The organism is Microbacterium sp. Gd 4-13 (assembly GCF_003095395.1).
Lineage (GTDB): Bacteria > Actinomycetota > Actinomycetes > Actinomycetales > Microbacteriaceae > Microbacterium.
Map to the genome: position 1 here is coordinate 1 of NZ_QEIJ01000001.1, position 19,166 is coordinate 19,166.

General features: G+C 70.5%; 16 protein-coding genes and 1 pseudogene. 11 read left to right on the forward strand and 6 right to left on the reverse strand.

Going from position 1 to position 19,166, the window contains the following annotated elements:
- The 5 genes and pseudogenes from DEA06_RS16420 to DEA06_RS00025 all read left to right on the forward strand — a co-directional run.
- Positions 1-1,929: pseudogene (locus DEA06_RS16420) on the forward strand (hypothetical protein); the annotation flags it as partial.
- A gap of 80 nt (positions 1,930-2,009) precedes the next feature.
- Positions 2,010-2,525 (forward strand): DUF3817 domain-containing protein, encoded by a 516-nt coding sequence (locus tag DEA06_RS00010; protein WP_116645929.1) that lies wholly within the window; start codon positions 2,010-2,012, stop codon positions 2,523-2,525.
- Positions 2,522-4,102: a glutamine-hydrolyzing GMP synthase gene (gene guaA, locus DEA06_RS00015; RefSeq protein WP_116645930.1), complete on the forward strand. Its 1,581-nt coding sequence runs from the start codon at positions 2,522-2,524 to the stop codon at positions 4,100-4,102. Before DEA06_RS00010 ends, guaA begins: the two co-directional genes overlap by 4 nt.
- Positions 4,103-4,262: 160 nt before the next feature.
- Positions 4,263-4,712, forward strand: coding sequence for a nitroreductase/quinone reductase family protein (locus tag DEA06_RS00020; protein ID WP_116645931.1), 450 nt, complete (start codon positions 4,263-4,265; stop codon positions 4,710-4,712).
- Positions 4,709-6,094: a glycosyltransferase gene (locus DEA06_RS00025; protein ID WP_116645932.1), complete on the forward strand. Its 1,386-nt coding sequence runs from the start codon at positions 4,709-4,711 to the stop codon at positions 6,092-6,094. Before DEA06_RS00020 ends, DEA06_RS00025 begins: the two co-directional genes overlap by 4 nt.
- A gap of 554 nt (positions 6,095-6,648) precedes the next feature.
- Here DEA06_RS00025 and ligD read toward each other — a convergent pair.
- Together ligD and DEA06_RS00040 are read right to left on the reverse strand one after the other, a co-directional pair.
- Positions 6,649-7,872, reverse strand: coding sequence for a non-homologous end-joining DNA ligase (ligD, locus tag DEA06_RS00035; protein WP_116645934.1), 1,224 nt, complete (start codon positions 7,870-7,872; stop codon positions 6,649-6,651).
- A gap of 276 nt (positions 7,873-8,148) precedes the next feature.
- Complete coding sequence (locus DEA06_RS00040; protein ID WP_205781184.1) at positions 8,149-9,048, reverse strand: Bax inhibitor-1/YccA family protein; 900 nt, start codon at positions 9,046-9,048, stop codon at positions 8,149-8,151.
- A 132-nt stretch (positions 9,049-9,180) separates the two neighbouring features.
- Here DEA06_RS00040 and DEA06_RS00045 point away from each other — a divergent pair, with 132 nt between their 5' ends.
- The gene (locus DEA06_RS00045; protein WP_116645936.1) at positions 9,181-10,179 is read left to right on the forward strand and encodes a glycerophosphodiester phosphodiesterase family protein; all 999 of its coding nucleotides are present in this window, start codon (positions 9,181-9,183) and stop codon (positions 10,177-10,179) included.
- Positions 10,180-10,270: 91 nt separating this feature from the next.
- Entirely contained in the window at positions 10,271-11,644 is a 1,374-nt protein-coding gene (locus DEA06_RS00050) for an FAD-linked oxidase C-terminal domain-containing protein (RefSeq protein WP_205781185.1), read from the forward strand.
- Here DEA06_RS00050 and DEA06_RS00055 read toward each other — a convergent pair.
- From DEA06_RS00055 to DEA06_RS00070, 4 genes are read right to left on the reverse strand one after another with little or no spacing between them, the layout of a single operon-like run.
- A complete protein-coding gene (locus tag DEA06_RS00055) occupies positions 11,622-12,806 on the reverse strand; it encodes an aminotransferase class I/II-fold pyridoxal phosphate-dependent enzyme (protein WP_133241684.1) in 1,185 nt (394 codons plus the stop codon). The two genes, DEA06_RS00050 and DEA06_RS00055, sit on opposite strands and share 23 nt — an antisense overlap.
- Before the next feature lie 2 nt (positions 12,807-12,808).
- Positions 12,809-13,477 (reverse strand): methionine ABC transporter permease, encoded by a 669-nt coding sequence (locus DEA06_RS00060; RefSeq protein WP_116645939.1) that lies wholly within the window; start codon positions 13,475-13,477, stop codon positions 12,809-12,811.
- On the reverse strand, positions 13,474-14,505 hold the full coding sequence (locus DEA06_RS00065; RefSeq protein ID WP_116645940.1) for an ATP-binding cassette domain-containing protein: 1,032 nt from the start codon (positions 14,503-14,505) through the stop codon (positions 13,474-13,476). Before DEA06_RS00065 ends, DEA06_RS00060 begins: the two co-directional genes overlap by 4 nt.
- Complete coding sequence (locus tag DEA06_RS00070) at positions 14,502-15,353, reverse strand: MetQ/NlpA family ABC transporter substrate-binding protein (RefSeq protein WP_116645941.1); 852 nt, start codon at positions 15,351-15,353, stop codon at positions 14,502-14,504. The genes DEA06_RS00065 and DEA06_RS00070 overlap by 4 nt, the downstream gene beginning before the upstream one ends.
- 186 nt (positions 15,354-15,539) lie before the next feature.
- On the opposite strand from DEA06_RS00070, the gene DEA06_RS00075 reads away from it, so the two are divergent.
- The 4 genes from DEA06_RS00075 to DEA06_RS00090 all read left to right on the forward strand — a co-directional run bounded on the left by DEA06_RS00075 (position 15,540) and on the right by DEA06_RS00090 (position 19,153).
- Entirely contained in the window at positions 15,540-16,004 is a 465-nt protein-coding gene (locus DEA06_RS00075) for a MarR family transcriptional regulator (RefSeq protein WP_116645942.1), read from the forward strand.
- A gap of 67 nt (positions 16,005-16,071) precedes the next feature.
- The gene (locus DEA06_RS00080; RefSeq protein WP_116646744.1) at positions 16,072-16,719 is read left to right on the forward strand and encodes a response regulator; all 648 of its coding nucleotides are present in this window, start codon (positions 16,072-16,074) and stop codon (positions 16,717-16,719) included.
- The gene (locus DEA06_RS00085; RefSeq protein ID WP_133241685.1) at positions 16,716-18,434 is read left to right on the forward strand and encodes a hypothetical protein; all 1,719 of its coding nucleotides are present in this window, start codon (positions 16,716-16,718) and stop codon (positions 18,432-18,434) included. The genes DEA06_RS00080 and DEA06_RS00085 overlap by 4 nt, the downstream gene beginning before the upstream one ends.
- Before the next feature lie 44 nt (positions 18,435-18,478).
- Positions 18,479-19,153, forward strand: coding sequence for a GAP family protein (locus tag DEA06_RS00090; RefSeq protein WP_116645944.1), 675 nt, complete (start codon positions 18,479-18,481; stop codon positions 19,151-19,153).
- Positions 19,154-19,166 lie beyond the last annotated feature (13 nt).

Genomic DNA, 19,166 nt, shown 5'->3' on the forward strand with positions numbered 1-19,166 from the left:
ATCGTCGTGGACGAGGAGGACCAGCGGGTCTTCGTCGCCAACCGCGACTTCCGCCTCAACCCTCCGGGCGAGGAGCTGGAGCCGAAGGCGGTGACCGTCAGCATCCGCACCGGTGACGGAGAGCCGACCGAGCCCGAAGAGCCCACGGACCCCGAGGAACCCACCGAGCCCGAGGTGCCCACCGAAGACCCGTGGACGGCGACCGCGCTGGCCGCGATCCCGACCGCGACGGCTGAGGGCGCGACCGAGATCCGCCCCGTCGGCTCGGCAGTCGACCCCGCGACCGGCCTGGTCTACCTCGCCGACGAGCAGCGGCCCGCCCGTGTGCACGTCGTCGATCCGAAGACCGACACGATCGTGCGCACCCTGTCGGCGCCGACGACCGACCCGGTGAAGGACGGTCTGCGCGACATCGCCTTCGACGCAGCCACGGGGCATCTCACGGTCGCCTTCGGCGACAACTGGGTGGTCATGGACGCGCAGACCGGTGCCAGGGTCGCGGGACCGTTCGCCTTCTCGTCGGGCGGGGTCCGCGGGATGGACGTCGATTTCGCGGGCGGACGGGTCTTCGCAGGCCTCCGCGGCAGCGGATTCGACGTGCGAGATGCCGCGACGGGTGCGCTCATCCGTGCCGTCGAGGCGCCGGCCGACGGCGGTGCTTGGCGCACCCACGGTGTCGCGTACGACGCGGTGAACGACCTCATCTACGTCAGCAACAGCGACACCGCCGAATCCACCCAGGGGATCCGTGTCTACAGCGGCGCCGACTACTCGCTGGTCGACACGCTCGACGTCGCGGGGGCCGACTTCCGGTCGATCGCGGTGGACCCCGCGACCGACACGGTCGTCGTCGGACACCAGAGCACGACGTTCGACAACTCGGGGGTCTCGATCTATCACGCCGACGGACTCGGCCTGGTCGAGCGCCTCGAGGAGCACCGATACGGCAACAAGGTCTACGGGGTCTCGATCGACCCGAAGACCCACCGGCTGTACGTCTCGGCGCGCGATCGGTATCCCTCGGGCCTGGTGCGGGTGACGCTTCCGGCGGCACTGCCCGAACCCGAGGTTCCGGTCGAGCCGTGGATCGCGCGCGGGCTCACCGCCATCCCGACCGAGGGTGAGGAGCCGCAGATCCTCCCCGTCGGCACGACGGTCGACCCCGCGACGGGCGACCTGTTCGTCGCGAACGAGATGCGCCCGGCGCGGATCCACATCGTGGATCCGGTGGCCGACGTGGTCAAGCGAACGATCGTCGTGCCCGAGGGACTCACGGGCGACGGATTGCGCGACATCGCGTACGACGCCGCGAACAAGGTGCTCTACGTCGCTTACGGCAGCAATTGGGTCGTGCTGAACGCCGAGACCGGAGCGGTCGTCCGTGGTCCGTTCGCGTTCTCGGGAGGGGTGCGCGGCATGGACGTCGATCTCGGGCGCGGCCTCGTCTACGGCGGAACGCGCGGCACCGGCTTCGACGTCGCCGACGCGAACACGGGCGAGCTGAAGCAGACTGTCGCCGGCGTCGCGGACGGGGGCGCGTGGCGCACGCACGGTGTCGCATACGACGCGGCGAGCGACCTGTTGTACATCAGCAACAGCGACGCCAGCGGCTCGACCGAGGGCATCCGCGTGTACGGCGGCGCAGACCTGGCTCTCCAGAAGCGTCAGAGCGTCGCGAACGCGGACTACCGCTCGATCGCGGTGGACGGCGGCCTGGTGGTCGTCGGAAACCAGAGCACCACCTTCGAGCAGTCGGGGGCGACGGTGGTCTCGGCGTCCGATCTGAGCGTGGTGCAGCGACTCTCGGCGCACGCGTACGGCAACAAGGTCTACGGCGTCTCGATCGATGCCGACCGCGACCTGCTGTACGTCTCGGCGCGCGATCGGTACCCGACCGGCCTCATCCAGGTCACGCTGCCGAAGAGCTGATCGTTCGACATCGACCGACCGCCCTCTCCCCGCGCGGGGGAGGGCGGTCGGCGATTTCGCCGCCGTCTAGAATGGAGCCCATGCCTCGAGCCCCGAAACTCGCATCATTTCCTGCGATCCGCGGAGCCCTGAAGTTCTACCAGATCTGCTCGGTCATCACCGGCGTCGGCCTCCTGCTGCTCCTGACCGAGATGATCCTGAAGTACACCCCGCTGCACGTCGAGCTCTTCGCCGGCGGGACGCGCGGTTTCCTGTACTTCGCCCCGGCGATCCCCGGTCCGGCGTGCGAATGGTTCTCGCTCTTCCTGCCGGGGGGCAACGGGTGCGAGATCGTCTCCACCGGTGACGGCGTCAACATCTCTCTCGCGATCCTCGTTGTCCACGGATGGTTCTACGTCGTCTACCTGTTCTCGTGCTTCCGCATCTGGAGCCTCATGCGCTGGCCCTTCCCGCGGTTCATCCTGCTCGCCCTCGGCGGCGTCGTACCGTTCCTCTCCTTCTTCCTCGAGGCCATCACGGCCCGGAAGGTCACCACCTACCTCGCAGAACGCGAGGCGGCCGAAGCATCCGTTTCCGCACCGGAAGGCACCCGTTGACCGAACAGACCGAGACCTCCCAACGTCCCGTCCTCGTCGTCGACTTCGGCGCGCAGTACGCGCAGCTGATCGCTCGTCGCGTCCGCGAGGCCGGTGTCTACAGCGAGATCGTTCCTCACACGGCCACGGCCGCCGAGATCGCCGCCAAGAGCCCGGTGGGCATCATCCTCTCCGGGGGCCCGTCGTCGGTGTACGAGCCGGGCGCCCCGTCGCTCGACTCGGGGGTGTTCGACCTCGACGTTCCCACGCTCGGCATCTGCTACGGCTTCCAGGTCATGGCGAAGGCGCTCGGCGGCGAGGTCGCGAACACCGGCCTGCGCGAGTACGGCGCGACCGATGCCACGATCGTCACCGAGGGCACTCTGCTCGACGGTCAGCCCGCCGAGCAGAACGTGTGGATGAGTCACGGCGACCAGGTCTCGCGCGCCCCCGAGGGGTTCGACGTGTTGGCTCGCACCGCCGCGACCCCGGTCGCCGCCTTCGCGAATGACTCCCGCCGCATGTACGGCGTGCAGTGGCACCCCGAGGTGAAGCACTCCGACCACGGTCAGCGTGTGATCGAGAACTTCCTCCACAAGGCCGCGGGCCTGCCCGCCGACTGGAACAGCGGCAACGTCATCGCCGAGCAGGTCGACCGCATCCGCGAGCAGATCGGCTCGGCACGCGTCATCTCCGCGCTCTCGGGCGGGGTCGACTCCGCCGTCTCGACCGCGCTGGTGCACAAGGCCGTCGGTGATCAGCTCACCGCGATCTTCGTCGACCACGGGCTGCTGCGAAAGGGGGAGCGCGAACAGGTCGAGAACGACTACGTCGCCTCGACCGGCGTTCGCCTGATCACCGTCGACGCGCGCGAGCAGTTCCTCGAGGCGCTGGCCGGCGTCAGCGACCCCGAGCAGAAGCGCAAGATCATCGGGCGCGAGTTCATCCGGTCGTTCGAGGCCGCCGAGCGCGACCTCGTCGCCGAGGCCGCCGCCGACGGCGAGCCGATCCGGTTCCTCGTGCAGGGGACGCTGTACCCCGACGTCGTCGAATCCGGTGGCGGTGCGGGCACCGCGAACATCAAGAGCCACCACAACGTCGGGGGCCTTCCCGAAGACCTCCAGTTCGAACTCGTCGAGCCGCTGCGCACCCTCTTCAAAGACGAGGTGCGGGCGATCGGGCGCGAACTCGGTCTTCCCGAGGCGATCGTCGGCCGCCAGCCGTTTCCGGGGCCCGGCCTCGGCATCCGGATCGTCGGTGAGGTCACCGCTGACCGCCTCGAGATTCTGCGTGACGCCGACGCCATCGCGCGCGCGGAGCTGACCAAGGCCGGCCTCGACAACGAGATCTGGCAGTGCCCCGTCGTGCTCCTCGCCGATGTGCGATCCGTCGGCGTGCAGGGCGACGGCCGCACCTACGGGCATCCGATCGTGCTGCGCCCCGTGTCGAGCGAAGACGCGATGACGGCCGACTGGACGCGCCTGCCCTACGACGTGCTGTCGAAGATCAGCAACCGCATCACGAACGAGGTCCGCGACGTCAACCGTGTCGTGCTCGACGTGACGTCGAAGCCGCCGGGGACGATCGAGTGGGAGTGAGCCGCCGGGTTCGTGCTGCGGCGCGGTCGACGGCGGGCTCCGTGACGTCGTCTTCGGTCGGCCCGGAGCGTGACATCGCTGCGCCTGCAGCCGCCAGCCGTCTGCTGCCCGGCGGCGCTGCCACGAGCCTCACTTCTCGCAGAGGGAAGAGGATGAGGGGATGAGCGAGAGGTTCGTTCGGCCCACCGTGGTCGATCGGGGGTTCAACCGGGTCGTCGGACTCCTGACCCGGGTGGGGCTGCCGCTCGCCGGTAGCCGAGTGCTCGCCGTGCGAGGTCGCTCGAGCGGCGAATGGCGCACGACGCCCGTCAATCCGCTCCGGGTCGGCGGTGAGCGGTACCTCGTGGCCCCGCGCGGCAACGCGCAGTGGGTGCGCAACCTCCGGGTCTCGGGTGCCGGCGAACTCCGCGCCGGCCGCCGGGTCGAAGCTTTCACCGCCGTCGAGGTGTCCGACGCCGAGAAGCCCCCGATCCTCCGCGCCTACCTGAAGGCCTGGGCCTGGGAGGTCGGGCGCTTCTTCGAAGGAGTGGACGCGGGTTCTCCCGACGAGAAGCTCGCCGAGATCGCCCCGGGCTTCCCCGTGTTCCGGATAGGACGACCGCGCCCGTGACCCGATTCCCCGACGCGTGGTACCTCGTGCTGTCGAGCCGGCTCATCCCCGGTCTCGACGGCGGATACACCGTGGCGACCCTGACCCGGATCCGGCAGATGAGAGAGGCCGGTGCCGAGACCGAGCTGCTGACGGTCGACCCGGGCGCGCCCGAGGCCCACGTCGAACACCGGTCGGAGTTCGTCCGTCGTGGGATGCTCGACGTCCCCGAACGCCTGCGCAATCTGTTCGACGAAGCATCCGACCCCCGTGGCGGTGGCGCGCAATGGCTGCGCGAGGCCACGGCGCCCGGCGACGCCGACCCCTCGCTCTCGTACCGGGAGGTGACGGATGCTGCGGGCCGCCCGATCGTGTCGCTGCCGGTGATCACGGGCGACCCCGACTGGCACCTGACGACGGCACCGATCGTCGTGCACGACGCGGACGGGTCTGGCATCGGTGTCATCGCCGGGTTCGGGTCGCTCTATCGCGCCTGGCTCGACCACGTGGTCGCGGGGTTGCGCGAGCGGGTCGAGCGCCCGGTCGTCGTGATCTGCGAATCCCGCCAGCTCGGCGAGCTGCTCAGCGGGTGGCACGCACCTGCGGTGCGTCTGCTGCACACCGTGCACACCACACACCTCGAACCGCCGTTCACCCCCGATGCGCCCCTGAACGCGCTGTGGTCGCGGTGGTTCTCGGTCGCCGACCGGTTCGACGCCGTGCTGTGGCCGACCCCATCGCAGCGCGATGACGTCGTCGAGCGGTTCGGGTCGTCGGGCGTGCACGCGGTCGTCCCGAATGCCGTGGTGCCCCCCGCATCCGTCGTCCCGATCGCGGCGCGCGAGCCCAGCCGGGCCGTCGTCGTCGGCCGGCTCGCGCCCGGGAAGCGCGTAGACCTCGCGATCCGAGGATTCGTCGGCGCGGCCGTGCCGGATGCGACGCTCGACATCTACGGCGACGGGGCGGAGCGCGGGGCGCTCCAGGCGCTCATCGACGATCTCGGGGTCGGCGAGTCGGTCGTGCTGCGCGGCGCGACCGAGGACGTCGCCGGCGTGCTCGACGCCGCATCCGTCTACCTCTCCACCTCGGCCTTCGAGGGGCAGGGGCTCGCGCTCGCCGAGGCGCTGTCGCACGGCACGCCCGCGGTGGTGTTCGATATCCGCTACGGTCCGCGCGACATGCTGCGGGGCGGCGGGGGAGTGCTCGTTCCCGACGGCGACGTCGCCGCGCTCTCGGCCGCGCTGACCGAGGTGCTCGGCGATGCGGCGATGCGCGAACGGCTGTCGGCGGAGGCCCTTGTCGCCGCGGCGCGATTCGCCCCCGCCCCGACGATGGATGCCCTCGCGGCCGTGGCCCGGCAGGCGCTTGATCGCACGCCGCGGCGCTCTCCCGGCACTCGCTGAGGCCCTCCGCCCGCGACCGCTGCCCCGCGGTGCGGCTGCCCCGCGGTGCGGTCGTCCCGCGGTGCGGTTGGCCGCGCGGGGGCGGTTGTCGCGCGGTGCGGTCGGCCGCGCGCGTGGGGCTCGTGCCCGCTTCCGGCAGCCTCGGTGACCGTATTCAGGATGGTTGGCCGGGGAGGGGCCCGGAACCGCTGCAGACCGCGGGGGCCGGTGGATTCTTCCTGAGTTCGTGCGGGGTGAGGGGCTTAGTGAGGAAGAAGGGGTGGGGGAAGGGCGGGCGCGTGGGGGGCTCGTGCCCGCTTTCGTCGGCTTCGGCGACCGTACTCAGGATGGTCGGCCGGGGACGGGCCCGGAACCGCTGCAGACCGCGGGGGTTGGCGCGTTCATCCTGAGTTCGTGCGGGGAGAGGGGTTTCGTGAGCGAGGAGGGGATGGGGAAGCGTTTCGTGAGGGAGGGGGGAGGAGGCCTTCGTGAGCAAGAACGTGAAGGGGAGGTCGGGCGCGGCGAGGGCAGGGGTGGCTGAGCGCAGACGCACCCGGGCGGGCGAGGAAAGGCGCCTAGGCCCGCCCTGCCCACGGGTCGTAGTCGGCGAGCAGCGGCTCCTGCGGCGGGCGCTCCGCCTCGGGCACGTGTTGCAGGTTGACGCGCACGCGGTACCAGAGCGAACTCGATCCGCGCATGCCGTCGATCATCACGTCCGCGGGATGCAGCACGGCCGCCGCCCGCGTGTGCGTCGTCTTCCACGTCTCGAGGGCCTCGAGGGCTTCGGGCTTCGTCTTCGTGCGTGCCACCTCGATCAACGGCATCGTGGAGGTGCGCCGGCCCGAGCCGTCGGAAGCCGTCGGCGGCTTGTCGGCGGGGCCCAGCTCGTCGGCGAGCTGCAGCAGGCCGTCGAGACGCCCGACCGCCTCGTCGATACCGCGGTGCGGGTCTCCGATGTCGGCGAAGCGCTCGAGCACGGTCGCGACGGTGAATTCCTCGGGGCGGCGCGCACGCACTTCGTCCCAGGCGAGCGGGGTCGACACGCGCGCGTCGGGGAGCGGACGGATGCTGTACGCCGACGCCACCGTGCGGTCCTTGGCGTTTTGGTTGAAGTCGACGAAGACGCTCTCACCGCGTTCCTCCTTCCACCACCGCGCGGTCGCGAGGCCGGGCGCGCGGTTCTCGACCTCCCGAGCGAGGGCCTCGGCAGCCAGCCGCACCGCGGCGAAATCCCATTCGGGCGCGATACGCACGAGGATGTGCAGCCCCCGCGACCCGCTCGTTTTGGGCCAGCCGACGAGACCGTGGTCGTCGAGCACGTCGCGGACGATCATCGCGACATCCACGATCTGCGCCCACTCGACGCCGGGCATGGGGTCGAGATCCACCCGCAGCTCGTCGGGGTGGTCGAGGTCTTCGGCACGGACCGGATGCGGGTTGAGGTCGAGGCATCCGAGGTTCGCGACCCATGCGAGCCCGGCAGCGTCCCTGACGACGGTCTCTTCCGCGGAGGTGCCGCGCGCATAGCGGAGGGTCGCGGTATCGATGAAGTCCGGATGCTTGTCGGGCACCCGCTTCTGGAAGAACGCCTCCTCGTCGATGCCCTTCACGAACCGCTTGAGCACCATCGGGCGCCCTCCCGCACCGCGCAGAGCGCCGTCGGCGACGGCCACGTAGTAGCGCACGATGTCGAGCTTCGTGAGACCGGGGCCGGGGAACACCACCCGGTCGGGGCTCGTCACGCGCACCTCGTGCCCGGCGATCTCGAGGGTGTCGGCGGGTGTCTTCGACGGGCTCATGGCGCGAGGCTAGCCGGGTGCAGGATGCTGCGGCCAGGCCTTGCGCTGTCGTGCCGTCGCCGCGGTCGTGGCGTCCCGTGCCCCATCCGTGCGGTTCGGCAGGCTCCCCGCCGAGCCGAGGAGCCGACTGCCACAGCATCCGTCGAGTGACCCTACAGTTCGGTGCGGTCATACGCAGGAATGCGCCACATTCCGGACAACGAGGGAGGAACGGGGTCCGGGCGGAAACGACGAAGGGGCCGTCCGGAACGGACGACCCCTTCGTGCGAGCGGTGGCTAGTTGCTGCCGCGGATGATGGCGATCATGCGGAGGATCTCGACGTAGAGCCAGATGACCGTGACCATGATGCCGAACGCGGCCTTCCACGCCAGCTTGCGGGGAGCGCCGTTGCGGACGCCCTGCTGAATCTGGTCGAAGTCGAGCACCAGCGAGTACGCGGCCATGATGACCACCAGCACACCGAGGATGAGGCCGATCGGAATGCCGGCGATGGTCGCCGAGCGCAGACCGAACATCTGGTCAGCGGGCAGGACGCCGAAGAGCATGAGGCCGACGTTCAGGAGGCTGAACACCAGGTATCCGACCATCGCGATCATGAAGATCTTCGTGGCTCGCTTCGAGGCGCGGATCTTGCCGCTGGCGAAGAGGGCGAGGGTGACGCCGACGACCGACACGGTCGCGAGGGTCGCCTGCACGACGATGCCCGGCATCATGAACTCGAAGTATGCCGAGATGCCACCGACGAAAAGGCCCTGGAAGGCGGCGTACGCCATGATCAGCGGCGCCGAGGGCTGCTTCTTGAAGATGTTGACCATGGCGAGCACGAAGCCGCCGAGGGCGCCGATGAGCCACGGTGCGACGTTGGGCTGGGGGTTGGTGGGGGTGACGCTGGACATCGTCCAGATCCATCCGCCGACCGCGACGACGAGCATGACCGCGAAGAGGGCGATCGTCTTGTAGACGGTGTCCTCGTACGTCATGCGGTCGGTCTGCTGGGCGCCGGCCGAGGGGGCGGCGAACTTGCCCTCGAGCTCGGCGTTGGTGGCGGCGGGGGGCGGCGCATACTGCGTCTGACCGTTGCCCAGGCGCGCAGCCTGCGAGCCACCGGGGTAGGTCTGAACGGCGCGCGGGTCCTGGAACGCCGGGTTGTTGAAGGCCGGGTTGTTGAGGGCCACTGCTCTCACACTCCAAAATCGGGGTTGATCTACAGCACCGTGCTGTAGATCAACACTAGCCGACGCCCTCTCCGCCGTCGCGGGGTGCTGCTGTGAGGACACCATGAGCGGGCCGGCCGCTAACGTGAAGACGTGACCGCACCCCTCGTCATCGGCCACCGGGGAGCCCCCGGATACCGCCCCGAGCACACCGCGTCGTCGTACGAACTGGCCATCGCCATGGGGGCGGATGCTGTCGAGCCCGACATCGTCGTGTCGAAGGACGGCGTGCTCGTGGTGCGGCACGAGAACGAGATCGGATCGACGACCGATGTGTCGCAGCATCCGGGATTCGCCTCACGACGCACGACGAAGGACGTCGACGGCGAGATGCTGACCGGCTGGTTCGCCGAGGACTTCACCTGGGCGGAGCTGTCCACTCTGCGCTGCCGCGAGCGGCTGCCCGCGCTGCGCCCGCAGAGCGCCGCCTTCGACGACACCGAGCCGATGCTGCGGCTGAGCGACCTGGTCGATCTCGTGCGCTCCGCGGGTCGGGCGCGGGGGAGAAGGGTCGGGCTGGTCGTCGAGATCAAGCACGCGACCGCTCTCGGCCGGCTCGGGCACCGGCTCGACCAGCTGGTGTTCGACGAACTCCGTGGCCTGGGCGGCGACGTTCCGCTCGTGATCGAGTCGTTCGAGTCGACCGTGCTGACGGCCCTTCGCGAGCGAGGTCTCGCCGCCGAGTACATCTATCTGCTCGCCGCCGACGGTCATCCGGCCGACCTCGTCGCCTCTCTGGGCGCGGCCGCGCCGACGTACGCGCAGACGGCGGCGCCGGCGGGGCTGGACGCGCTCGCGGGCCGGTTCGACGGGATCAGCGTCGACAAGCGGATGATCCTGGAACCCGACGGAGCGGGACGCGCGACGGGACCCAGCCGCATCGTCGCGGATGCGCACGAGCGGGGGCTGCGCGTCTTCACGTGGACGTGCCGCCCTGAGAACGCCTTCCTCGTGCCGGAGTTTCGATCCGGCGCCGACGACGGTGCCTTCGGCCGGTACGAAGAGGAGTGGGCGGTGCTCAGGGATGCTGAGCCCGACGGTGTCTTCGCCGACCACGCCGATCTCGCGGTGGCCTTCTTCCGCGGCGAGTGAAACGCGCGCCGGTCAGCGGCGTCGTGCGGGTGTGTGTCGGGCGGTGACGCGCGACGCGCCGCGGCGCCCGGTGCATCCGTACGGTGGAGCGGTGGCCGCCGCTTTCGTGAAAACGCTCCGTGACCTCCTCTGCGATGCGGCGGTGATCGACGATCCGCGGGTCGTGGCGGCGCACGCCTCCGACGCCTCGCGCACGACCCCGCCGGCTGCCGCCGTGCTGGTGCGACCGCGTTCGACAGACGAGGTCTCCGCCGTTCTCCGCGCCGCGAACGACGCGGGCGTGCCCGTCGTGCCGCAGGGCGCGCGGTCGGGCCTCGTCGGGGCGGCGGCGGCGATCGAGGGCGCCGTGCTCCTCGACCTCGGAGCGCTCGACCGCATCGTGCGCATCGACCCCGTCGATCGCATCGCCGTCGTCCAGCCGGGGGTCGTCGTCGCCGACCTGCAGCGCGCGGCGGCTGCGGTGGGGCTCTTCTACCCGCCCGACCCCGCCTCGGCCGACTGGGCGTCGATCGGCGGCACGATCGCGACCAACGCGGGCGGCATGCGCTGCGTCAAGTACGGGGTGACCGGCGACGCGGTCCGCAGCCTCGAAGTGGTGCTCGCCGACGGCGAGGTGGTGCGCACGAGGGCCGAGACCGTCAAGGGCGTCGCCGGACTCGACCTCACGAGTCTGTTCGTGGGGTCGGAGGGGACGCTCGGCGTTATCACCGAGGCCACCCTCGCCCTGCGCCCCGCACCCGGCCCGAGCAGGGGGGTGTCGGCGGTCTTCCGCGACGCGGCCTCGGCGTTCGCGGCGGCGAACGCCATCGCGTCGGGCTCCCGGCTGCCGTCGACGCTCGAGTTCCTCGACGAGGTGGCGCTGCGCGGCATCCGTCTCGTGCGTCCCGAGCTCGGCATCCCCGAGCGCGCGCAGGCGTGGCTGCTGGCCGTCACGGACGAGGCGATCGGGAGCGCCGACGACCTCGACGGCTTCGAAGCCGCGTTCCGCGCGCACGGGGCGGAGGCCGTCACGCGCGCCGATGACCCGGAGGAGCTCGATCACCTGTTCGCCGCCCGTCGTGCGCTGAGTCCCGCTCTCGTCGCCGTCCGGGGCGGCGCGACCCACGGCGACCTCGCCGTACCCCGATCGCAGCTGCCCGCTATCGCCGACGCCGTGGTCGGGCTGCGGGCGCGCCTCGGGGTGGAGATCAGCCTCGCCGGGCACGTGGGGGACGGCAACCTGCATCCGACGGTCGTGTTCGATCCGGCCGACGCCGACGAGACCGCGCGGGCGCGCGCAGCCGAGCGCGAACTCCTCGTGCTGGCTCAGCGACTCGGGGGAACGGTCGCCGGCGAGCACGGCATCGGGTCGGTGAAGCTCTTCGCGGTGGACGGCGAGGTGCCGCCGCGCATCCGCGAACTGCAGCGTGCCGTCAAAGTCGTGTTCGATCCGAGGGGGATCCTCAACCCCGGGCGGAAGCTCTGACCGCGCCGAACGCCGCGAGGCGCTCGACCAGTTCGGCCAGCGTCGCGTCGTCGTGAACGAGTCCGACGCGGAAGAAGCCGCGTCCGCGCTCGCCGAACCCGTCGCCGGGCGCGACCGCCACGCGCTGCTCCTCCCGGAGCCTGCGCGCGAAGTCCGCAGCATCCGCCCCACCGGGCACCCGCACCCAGACGAAGAACGTGCCCTCCGGCTCGAAGACCTCCCACCCGGCGGCGCGGAGCCCCGCGACGACGAGATCGCGGCGCCGCCGGTAGATGCCGACGAGTTCTGCGGCGGCGCTCTGGTCGCCGTCGAGGGCGGCCGTGGCCGCGACCTGCGTCGCGCCGAACATCGTGCTGAACGCGTGCGCCTGGTATCGCGCCATCGCGTCGATGATGGAGGCGTTGCCGGCCGCGAAGCCGAACCGCCACCCCGCCATGCTGTACGTCTTCGACAGCGTCTGCAGCTCGACGGTGACATCGAGCCCCGGATCGAACGCCAGCGCCGACAGCGGGCGACGGCCGTCGAAACCGAGCGACGAGTAGGCGAAGTCGTGCACGAACGCCGCCCCCGCCCGACGCGCGAAAGCGAGCGCCCGCTTCATCGTCTCGGGCGTCGCCAGGGCCCCGGTCGGATTGTTCGGGTAGTTCAGCACGAGCACGCTCGCATCGCTCACGGCCTCGAGCGTCTCGAAACGCGGCTGGAACGACGGCGCGTCGAGGGGCAGCGAGACGACGGATGCTTCGGCGAGGTCGGCGGCGGAGAGATACAGCGGGTACCCGGGGTCGGGCAGCACGACGCTCGTGCCCGGATCGGCGAGCGCGATGACCGACGCCATGATGGCCTCGTGCGAGCCGTGGAAGATCGCGACCTCCGCGTCGGGGTCGATCTCCACGCGGTGATCGTCGCGGTAGCGCTTCGCGATCGCCCGGCGCACCGCCGGTCGCCCGATCGACGACGGGTAGCGGTGGTTCACCGGGTCGGCGACGGCCCGCTGCATCGCTGACACGATGTGCTCCGGCGTCGGGAGGTCGGGGTTTCCCTTCGACACGTCGATCACCGGCGGCCCGGGCTCCGCGCGCAGGTGCGCGATCTCACGGTCCATGGCGCCCCAGAAGTTCGGGGGCAAGGCGCGCACTCGGCGCGCGGGGGAGAAGTCGGCCACCGTCACCGCCGCCTGTACCGGCGCGCGATCGCCGAGCCCGTCATCTGGATGCCCTGCACCAGCACGATCAGGGTGACGCACGTGAGCACCATGGCGAAGCCGTCGTAGCGCTGGTAGCCGTACGACAGCGCCAGATCGCCGATGCCGCCGGCTCCGACCGTGCCCGCCATCGCGGTGGCGTCGATGAGTCCGACCGTGGCGATCGTGATCGCCAGGATCAGCGAGCTGCGCGCTTCGGGAAGGAGGAAGCGACGGAAGATCTGCCACGGCGAGGCGCCCATTGAGCGAGCGGCCTCGATGACTCCCTGCGGTACTTCCAGCAACGAGTTCTCGACCAGGCGCCCGATGTAGGGCGCGATCATGACGGTCAGGGGCACGATGGCGGCCCACACTCCGATGCTCGTGCCGACGAGCAGGCGGGTGAAGGGCAGGATCGCCACGAGCAGCACGATGAACGGCAGCGACCGGGCGATGTTCACGAAGACGCCCAGCACGATGTTGGCGGGCCTGTTCTGCAGGATGCCGCCGGGTCGCGTGAGGGCGAGGAAGGTGCCGATCGCGACTCCGAGGATCGACCCGAACACGAGGGCGAATCCCAGCATCTGCAGGGTCTCGCCGATGGCCTTCAGGAAGATGTCGGGGGTGATGAGGGTCCAGCGATCGCCGTTCATGCCACGACCTCCTCGAGGCTGACGACCCGCGACGTGAGGTAGGCCCGCGCCGAGCGCACCCGATCGGCGGGGCCGTCGACCTTCACGATCATCTGACCGATCGTGTGCGTGCCGACCTCGGTCATGTCGGCGTGGAGCATGTTCACCGTCACGCCGAGGTCGGTGATCATGTGCGACACGAGCGGCTCGGCGACCTGCTCGTCGAGCAGCAGGAGGCGCCACAGGTTGTCGCCGCCCACGTGGGACACGACGCGAGCGGGGAGTCCCTGCGGCACGACGGTCGTGACGAAGTCGCGCGTGATCGAGGCGCGCGGGTGAACGAACACGTCGAGCACCGAACCGTGCTCGACGACCGCGCCGTCGGCCATGACGGCGACCTCGTCGGCGAGGTCTTTGATGACGTCCATCTCATGGGTGACGACGAGGATCGTGGTGCCGTATTCGCGGTTGATGCTGCGCAACAGTTCGATGATCTGCACCGTGGTCGTCGGGTCGAGCGCGCTGGTCGCCTCGTCGGAGAGGAGGATGCGAGGGTTCCGCACGAGCGCGCGAGCGATGCCCACCCGCTGCTTCTGCCCGCCGGAGAGCTGCGAGGCGAAACTGTCGGCCTTCGCGCCGAGGCCGACGAAGTCCAGCACCTCCTCCGCCCGGGCGCGGGCGGCGGCGGGTGCGACCCCGTCGAGCCGAAGGGGCAGCGCCACGTTGTCGCGTACGCGCACGGTCTCGAGCAGGTTGAACTGCTGGAAGATCATGCCCGTGCGACGCTGGGCGGTGCGCAGGGCACGCCCGCGCAGCGCGCCCATGTCGACTCCCTCGACCATCACGCGCCCGCTCGTGGGTTGCTCGAGACCGTTGACCGTCCGGATCAGCGTCGATTTCCCGGCACCGCTGTATCCGATGACTCCGAAGATCGATCCCGGAGAGATCTCGAGCGAGACGTCGCGCAGTGCCGCGGTCGCCGCATCCTTCTGCCCGAAGGTCTTCGTGACGCTCTCGAAGACGATGCGCCCTTCGTCGCGAGAACTCACTCGAACCAGGCCGGCAGCTGGTAGCCGTCGTACCGCGGGTCGGAGGCGATGTACTCGATGAACTCGGGCGACTCGTAGGCGGCCTTGATGGCCTGAGCCCAGTCCGAGTCGACGTCGTCTTCGCGCACGGTGACCACGTTCGAGAAGAACACAGGCTGGTCCTCGACGGCGAGGGCGTCGCCGTAGTCGAGGCCGCCCGAGACGATGAAGTTCCCCTGGATCGTCGCGTAATCGACGTCCTGCAGCGCCGGAACCTGCTGCGCGTTCTCGATGGGCGTGATGTTCAGGTTGTAGGGGTTGGACGTGATGATCGACAGGTCGGCCGTGTTGGGGTCGTCGACGTCGTCGAAGTCGATCCATCCCGCGTCACGGAGGATGAGAAGACCGCGGTACATGTTCGACGGCGAGTTCGGAACGGTCACGGTCGACCCGTCGGCCACGTCGTCGAGCGACGACTTCTTACCGCCGAACAGGCCCATACGGGGCGTGGGGATCTGCACGAGTGCGGCGTTGGTGATGCCCTCCTGGGCGTTCACGAAGTCGAGGTAGACAGGATGCTGCATGATGTTCGCGTCGATCTCGCCCTGCGAGACCGCCACATTGACGACGATGCCGTCGGTGAAGTCGACGGTCTCGACCGAGTAGCCCTCGGACTCGAGGATCGGGAGGATGCCGCCCTGGAACATGTCGAGGTACGGGCCGGGGTTGAAGCCGATCTTGATGCTCGTCTTCTCGGCGCCGTCGGCGGCATCGCCCGAGGTCGTGGTCGACCCGCCGCTGCACGCCGAGGTGGCGACGAGGACGACGGCGGCGATCGCGCTGACGAGCGCAGGACGGAAAAGCTTCATGGGGGCCTCTTCTGCGGTGAGTGTCTCGGGGGTCCGGATGCGGAACTCTCCCGGTGCTGGGGGTCACGCTAGCCAGCCCCCGGTCGATGCCGGGATTTCGGGCGTCACAGTCGGCAACAGTCTCGACGAGCCGGAGAGAAAACTAGTTCGGAAATCTAACTACTAGCAAAGCTGTATATTAACTACATGCCTTCCGCGGACGCTCAGCGATCCGCCTTCGCTTCACTCCTCCAGGAGTTGCACGATGCGACGATGCAGGCGGGTTTCGTCACCGCCCGCCGCATGAATCTCTCCACCACCGATGCCGCCGCGATCGAGCACATCGCTCTCGCGGCCGTTCCGATCGGCCCCGCCGAACTCAGCGTCCGCCTCGGTGTGACCCGATCGTCCGCGACCGAGATCATCGACCGACTGGTTCGGTCGGGGCACATCCAGCGGCGCCGCGACGAGGCCGACGGGCGCCGTTTTCGTTTGGTTCCGACGGATGAGGCCCGTGACCTCGTCGCGGTCGAGTTGGCGCCCCTCGAGCACCGCGTCGAGGAGATCGGCGCCTCGTTCACGGTGCAGCAGCAGCGGGTGATCACGGAGTTCCTCGAGGCGGTTGCGACCGCCCATCGCGAGTTCGCGACCGACGGGAAGCCCGAGAGGTAACGCGCGCACGGGGTCTGGTTCGGGCGGGTGGACGATGGGTGCGGTGGCGCTCCATTATCGTGATGCCGTGGGGACGGAATGGGTGCGGCGCGTGCTCGTCGTCGAGGACCAATCCGCGCTGCGCGTGCTCGTCTGCGACATGCTCTCCCGCCATGGGTGGGAGACCGCCGAGGCCGCCGATGCGGCGCAGGCGATGGCGGTGTTCGCGGCGTTCGACCCCGACGTGCTGCTCACCGACATCGACCTCGGGTCGCGGCCATCGGGCGCAGAGCTCGCTGTCATGATCGCGAACCTCGCACCCCACGTCGGGATCGTGTTCCTGAGCAGCTACCCGCGAGCCGCGGCGGGCGCCCGGGCGATGGGGCTGGAGCGGGCGGTCTTCGTGTCGAAGCACGATCTGGGTTCCGCGGGCGAACTCCTCGCGGGGCTCGAGTCCGCCGTGGCGACGCATCCGTCACCCGCCGCACCGGTGCCACCGGCCGTCGACACCGACGAGCTGTCGGCGCTCACCCGACACCAGCTCGACGTTCTCGCGATGATCGCACGGGGGTGGTCGAACGACCAGATCGCCGAGGCCTCGGGCGCATCGACGCGTGCCGTGGAGCGGTCGATCAGTCGCATCTTCGACCGGCTCGGCGTCACCGGGGACGCGTCGGTCAGCCCGCGCGTGGCGGCGGCGACGAAGTACCTGGCCGTCTTCGGCCCGTCGCGGTGAGGCGATTGGCCACCGGCGCGCGAGGTGCGCTCGGCGGTGGGCGCTTCATCTCGGTCTGGTCGATCGCCGCCTCCCTCGTCCTGTCGCTCACGGTTATGGCGCCGGCGGTGCCCGATCCGACCGCGTCGGGCGTGCTGACGGCGCTGGTCATCGGCTGGGTCTCGTTCGTCGCCGGGCTGTCGGCCGTCGCTGCTGTGGAGCGCTCCGCTCGGCGCGTCACCACCCGCGCGACGTGGGTTGCCGTCGGCGTGCTGCTCGACGCGGCCGCGCGCCCCGTGATCCACGATCTCCTGCTCTCGGCGTTCGGCGTTCCCGCACCGCCGTCGTCGCAGCTTCCCTTCCGCATCCTCACGAACGTGGTGGTGTGGACCGTCACCCTGACCGCGATCGCCGTGGTGGTCGACGCCTCGCGGTCGCTGCGCGCGACCAACGCGCTCCTGTCGGCCGTGCGGACCGAGATGGATGCTGCGCAGCGTCGGGGCGAGGCGTTCGAGGCCGCGGCTCGAGCCGACGTGAACGGCGCGGTGGCCGATCTGCGCCACCGCGTCGGTGCGCTCCGTCGCGACGGCGCGACAGCCGCCTCGGTGAGGTGGGTCGGCGACGGGTTCCGTGCCGCGAGTCACGCCGTATCGGAGCGGGCGCGGGCAGCGGACGCGGCGGGGCCGCCCGTCGCGCGCATGCCCGCTCGGCGACGCGACAGGCTGACTCTGCGCGCGCCGTCGCCCGGAACCGTCACGGCGTTGTACGTGGCCTGCATGCTGCCCTACGCGCTTCGTGCGGCCACGGGCGGCGTGATCGCTCTCGCCCTCCTCGTCGCCGTCGGAGGAGGGTGGGCGGTCGACCGACTCAGTCGTCTGCGGATGGTGCGCCGCAGGGGCGGCTCGGCCGCCGTCTTCGTCGCGCTCTCGGCGGTCGTCGGAGCGGTGCTGTCGATCGTCGCGGCGGCCGACGGAGGCGGCGTCGCGTTGGCGACGGTGCCGCTCGTGGTGTACGTCGGGTCGTCGCTGGGGGCCGCGCTGTGCGCGGGGATGCTGCACCGGCTCGGTGCCGAGCAGAGCCGTCTCGCGAGTGCCGTAGCGGCAGATCAGCGCGCGACGCGTGCCGCGACAGGCGCTGCGCGCGCCGCGCTGCGCGAGGCAGCCGACGTCATGCACCGCGACGGCCAGGCGTTGTGCGTGCTGTTCGCGATCGAGAACGCAGCCCCGACACCCGATCGGCTCGCGGCGCTCGCGACGCAGCTCGACGGGATCGTCGATCGCGTGCAGCGGGTCTTCGCCGGCTCGCGATCGACGACGGGCGCGTCGTCGATCACCGAACTGGCCGGCACGTGGTCGCGGGTGCTCGACCTCGCCAGCACGGTGACGAGCGACGCAAGCGACGCGCTCGACGCCCATCCCGACCTCGCCGCACAGGCGTTCGAGGTCGCCGCGGAGGGCCTGCTGAACGCGGCGAAGCACGCCGCAGCCGCCCGCACGACCCTCACGGTCGATGCCACCATGACCGGGGCGGGCGACCATCTCACCGTTCGCGTGACCACCCGAGCTGCGGCTGCGGTGCTCGACGGGCTCGGGCCCCACTCGCGTGCGCGCGAACTCGGCGCGCGCCTGCGATCGGTCGAGGGCGGGGTCGTCCTGGAGGCCGCGTTCGCCGTGCCCGGACCGCGTGCTGTCGTGTCAGCCGAACATCCGGCCGAGGGCGTCACGGCCGAACCGTAGCGTCGTCCCCGGATCCGGAGGCGGGCCCGGATCGGAAGGTCGACATGGACGCGCTGCACCAACTGCTGCCGATGGCGGTGGGGATGCTCATCTCGCCGCTACCGATCGTCGCAACCGTGGCGATCCTTCTCTCCGCGCGGGGGCGAAGCGCCGCGCCCGCCTATGCCGCGGCCTTCACCGCCGTGTCTCTGATCGTGGTCGCCGTGGGGGCGATCACCGCCGTCGGAGCCTCGTCGTCGGCCTCGGGCGGCGGCAAGATCGTCGTGCTCGTGCTGACCGCCGTGCTCACGCTCGGCTTCGCGGCGCTGGCCGTGGCGAGCTGGCTGTCCCGGCCGAAACCGGGAGCAGAGGCGAAACCGCCCAGCTGGCTCGCCGCGGTCGACACGATCACGCCCGCTCGCGCCGCCGGCCTCGGGCTCTTGATGGCCGTCACCAACACCAAGAACATCCCGCTCGAGCTCAAGGGCGGGGCGCTGATCGGCGCGGCGCACCTTCCGGCGATTCTGGTCGTGCTCTGGTGCATCGGGTTCGCGGTGGCCGGTTCACTCGCCCTCATCGTTCCCACGGCGCTCGCCGCCACGGGGTCGCCCGCCGTGGTGCGTTCGCTCGAGAGGTTGAAGGCCGAGATGATCGCCCACAACGCCGCGATCATGACGGTGCTCTTCGCGATCCTCGCCGCGGTCGAAGCCTCCCACCTCCTCCACCAGCTCATCGGTTGACCCCGATGCGAAG

What these genes read in the sequence shown, in the direction of transcription:
- DEA06_RS00010 (WP_116645929.1), top strand. Translation starts at nt 2,010, where the DNA reads ATGCCTCGAGCCCCGAAACTCGCATCATTTCCTGCGATCCGCGGAGCC.
- DEA06_RS00020 (WP_116645931.1), top strand. Translation starts at nt 4,263, where the DNA reads ATGAGCGAGAGGTTCGTTCGGCCCACCGTGGTCGATCGGGGGTTCAAC.
- ligD (WP_116645934.1), bottom strand. Translation starts at nt 7,872, where the DNA reads ATGAGCCCGTCGAAGACACCCGCCGACACCCTCGAGATCGCCGGGCAC.
- DEA06_RS00060 (WP_116645939.1), bottom strand. Translation starts at nt 13,477, where the DNA reads ATGAACGGCGATCGCTGGACCCTCATCACCCCCGACATCTTCCTGAAG.
- DEA06_RS00070 (WP_116645941.1), bottom strand. Translation starts at nt 15,353, where the DNA reads ATGAAGCTTTTCCGTCCTGCGCTCGTCAGCGCGATCGCCGCCGTCGTC.
- DEA06_RS00075 (WP_116645942.1), top strand. Translation starts at nt 15,540, where the DNA reads ATGCCTTCCGCGGACGCTCAGCGATCCGCCTTCGCTTCACTCCTCCAG.
- DEA06_RS00090 (WP_116645944.1), top strand. Translation starts at nt 18,479, where the DNA reads ATGGACGCGCTGCACCAACTGCTGCCGATGGCGGTGGGGATGCTCATC.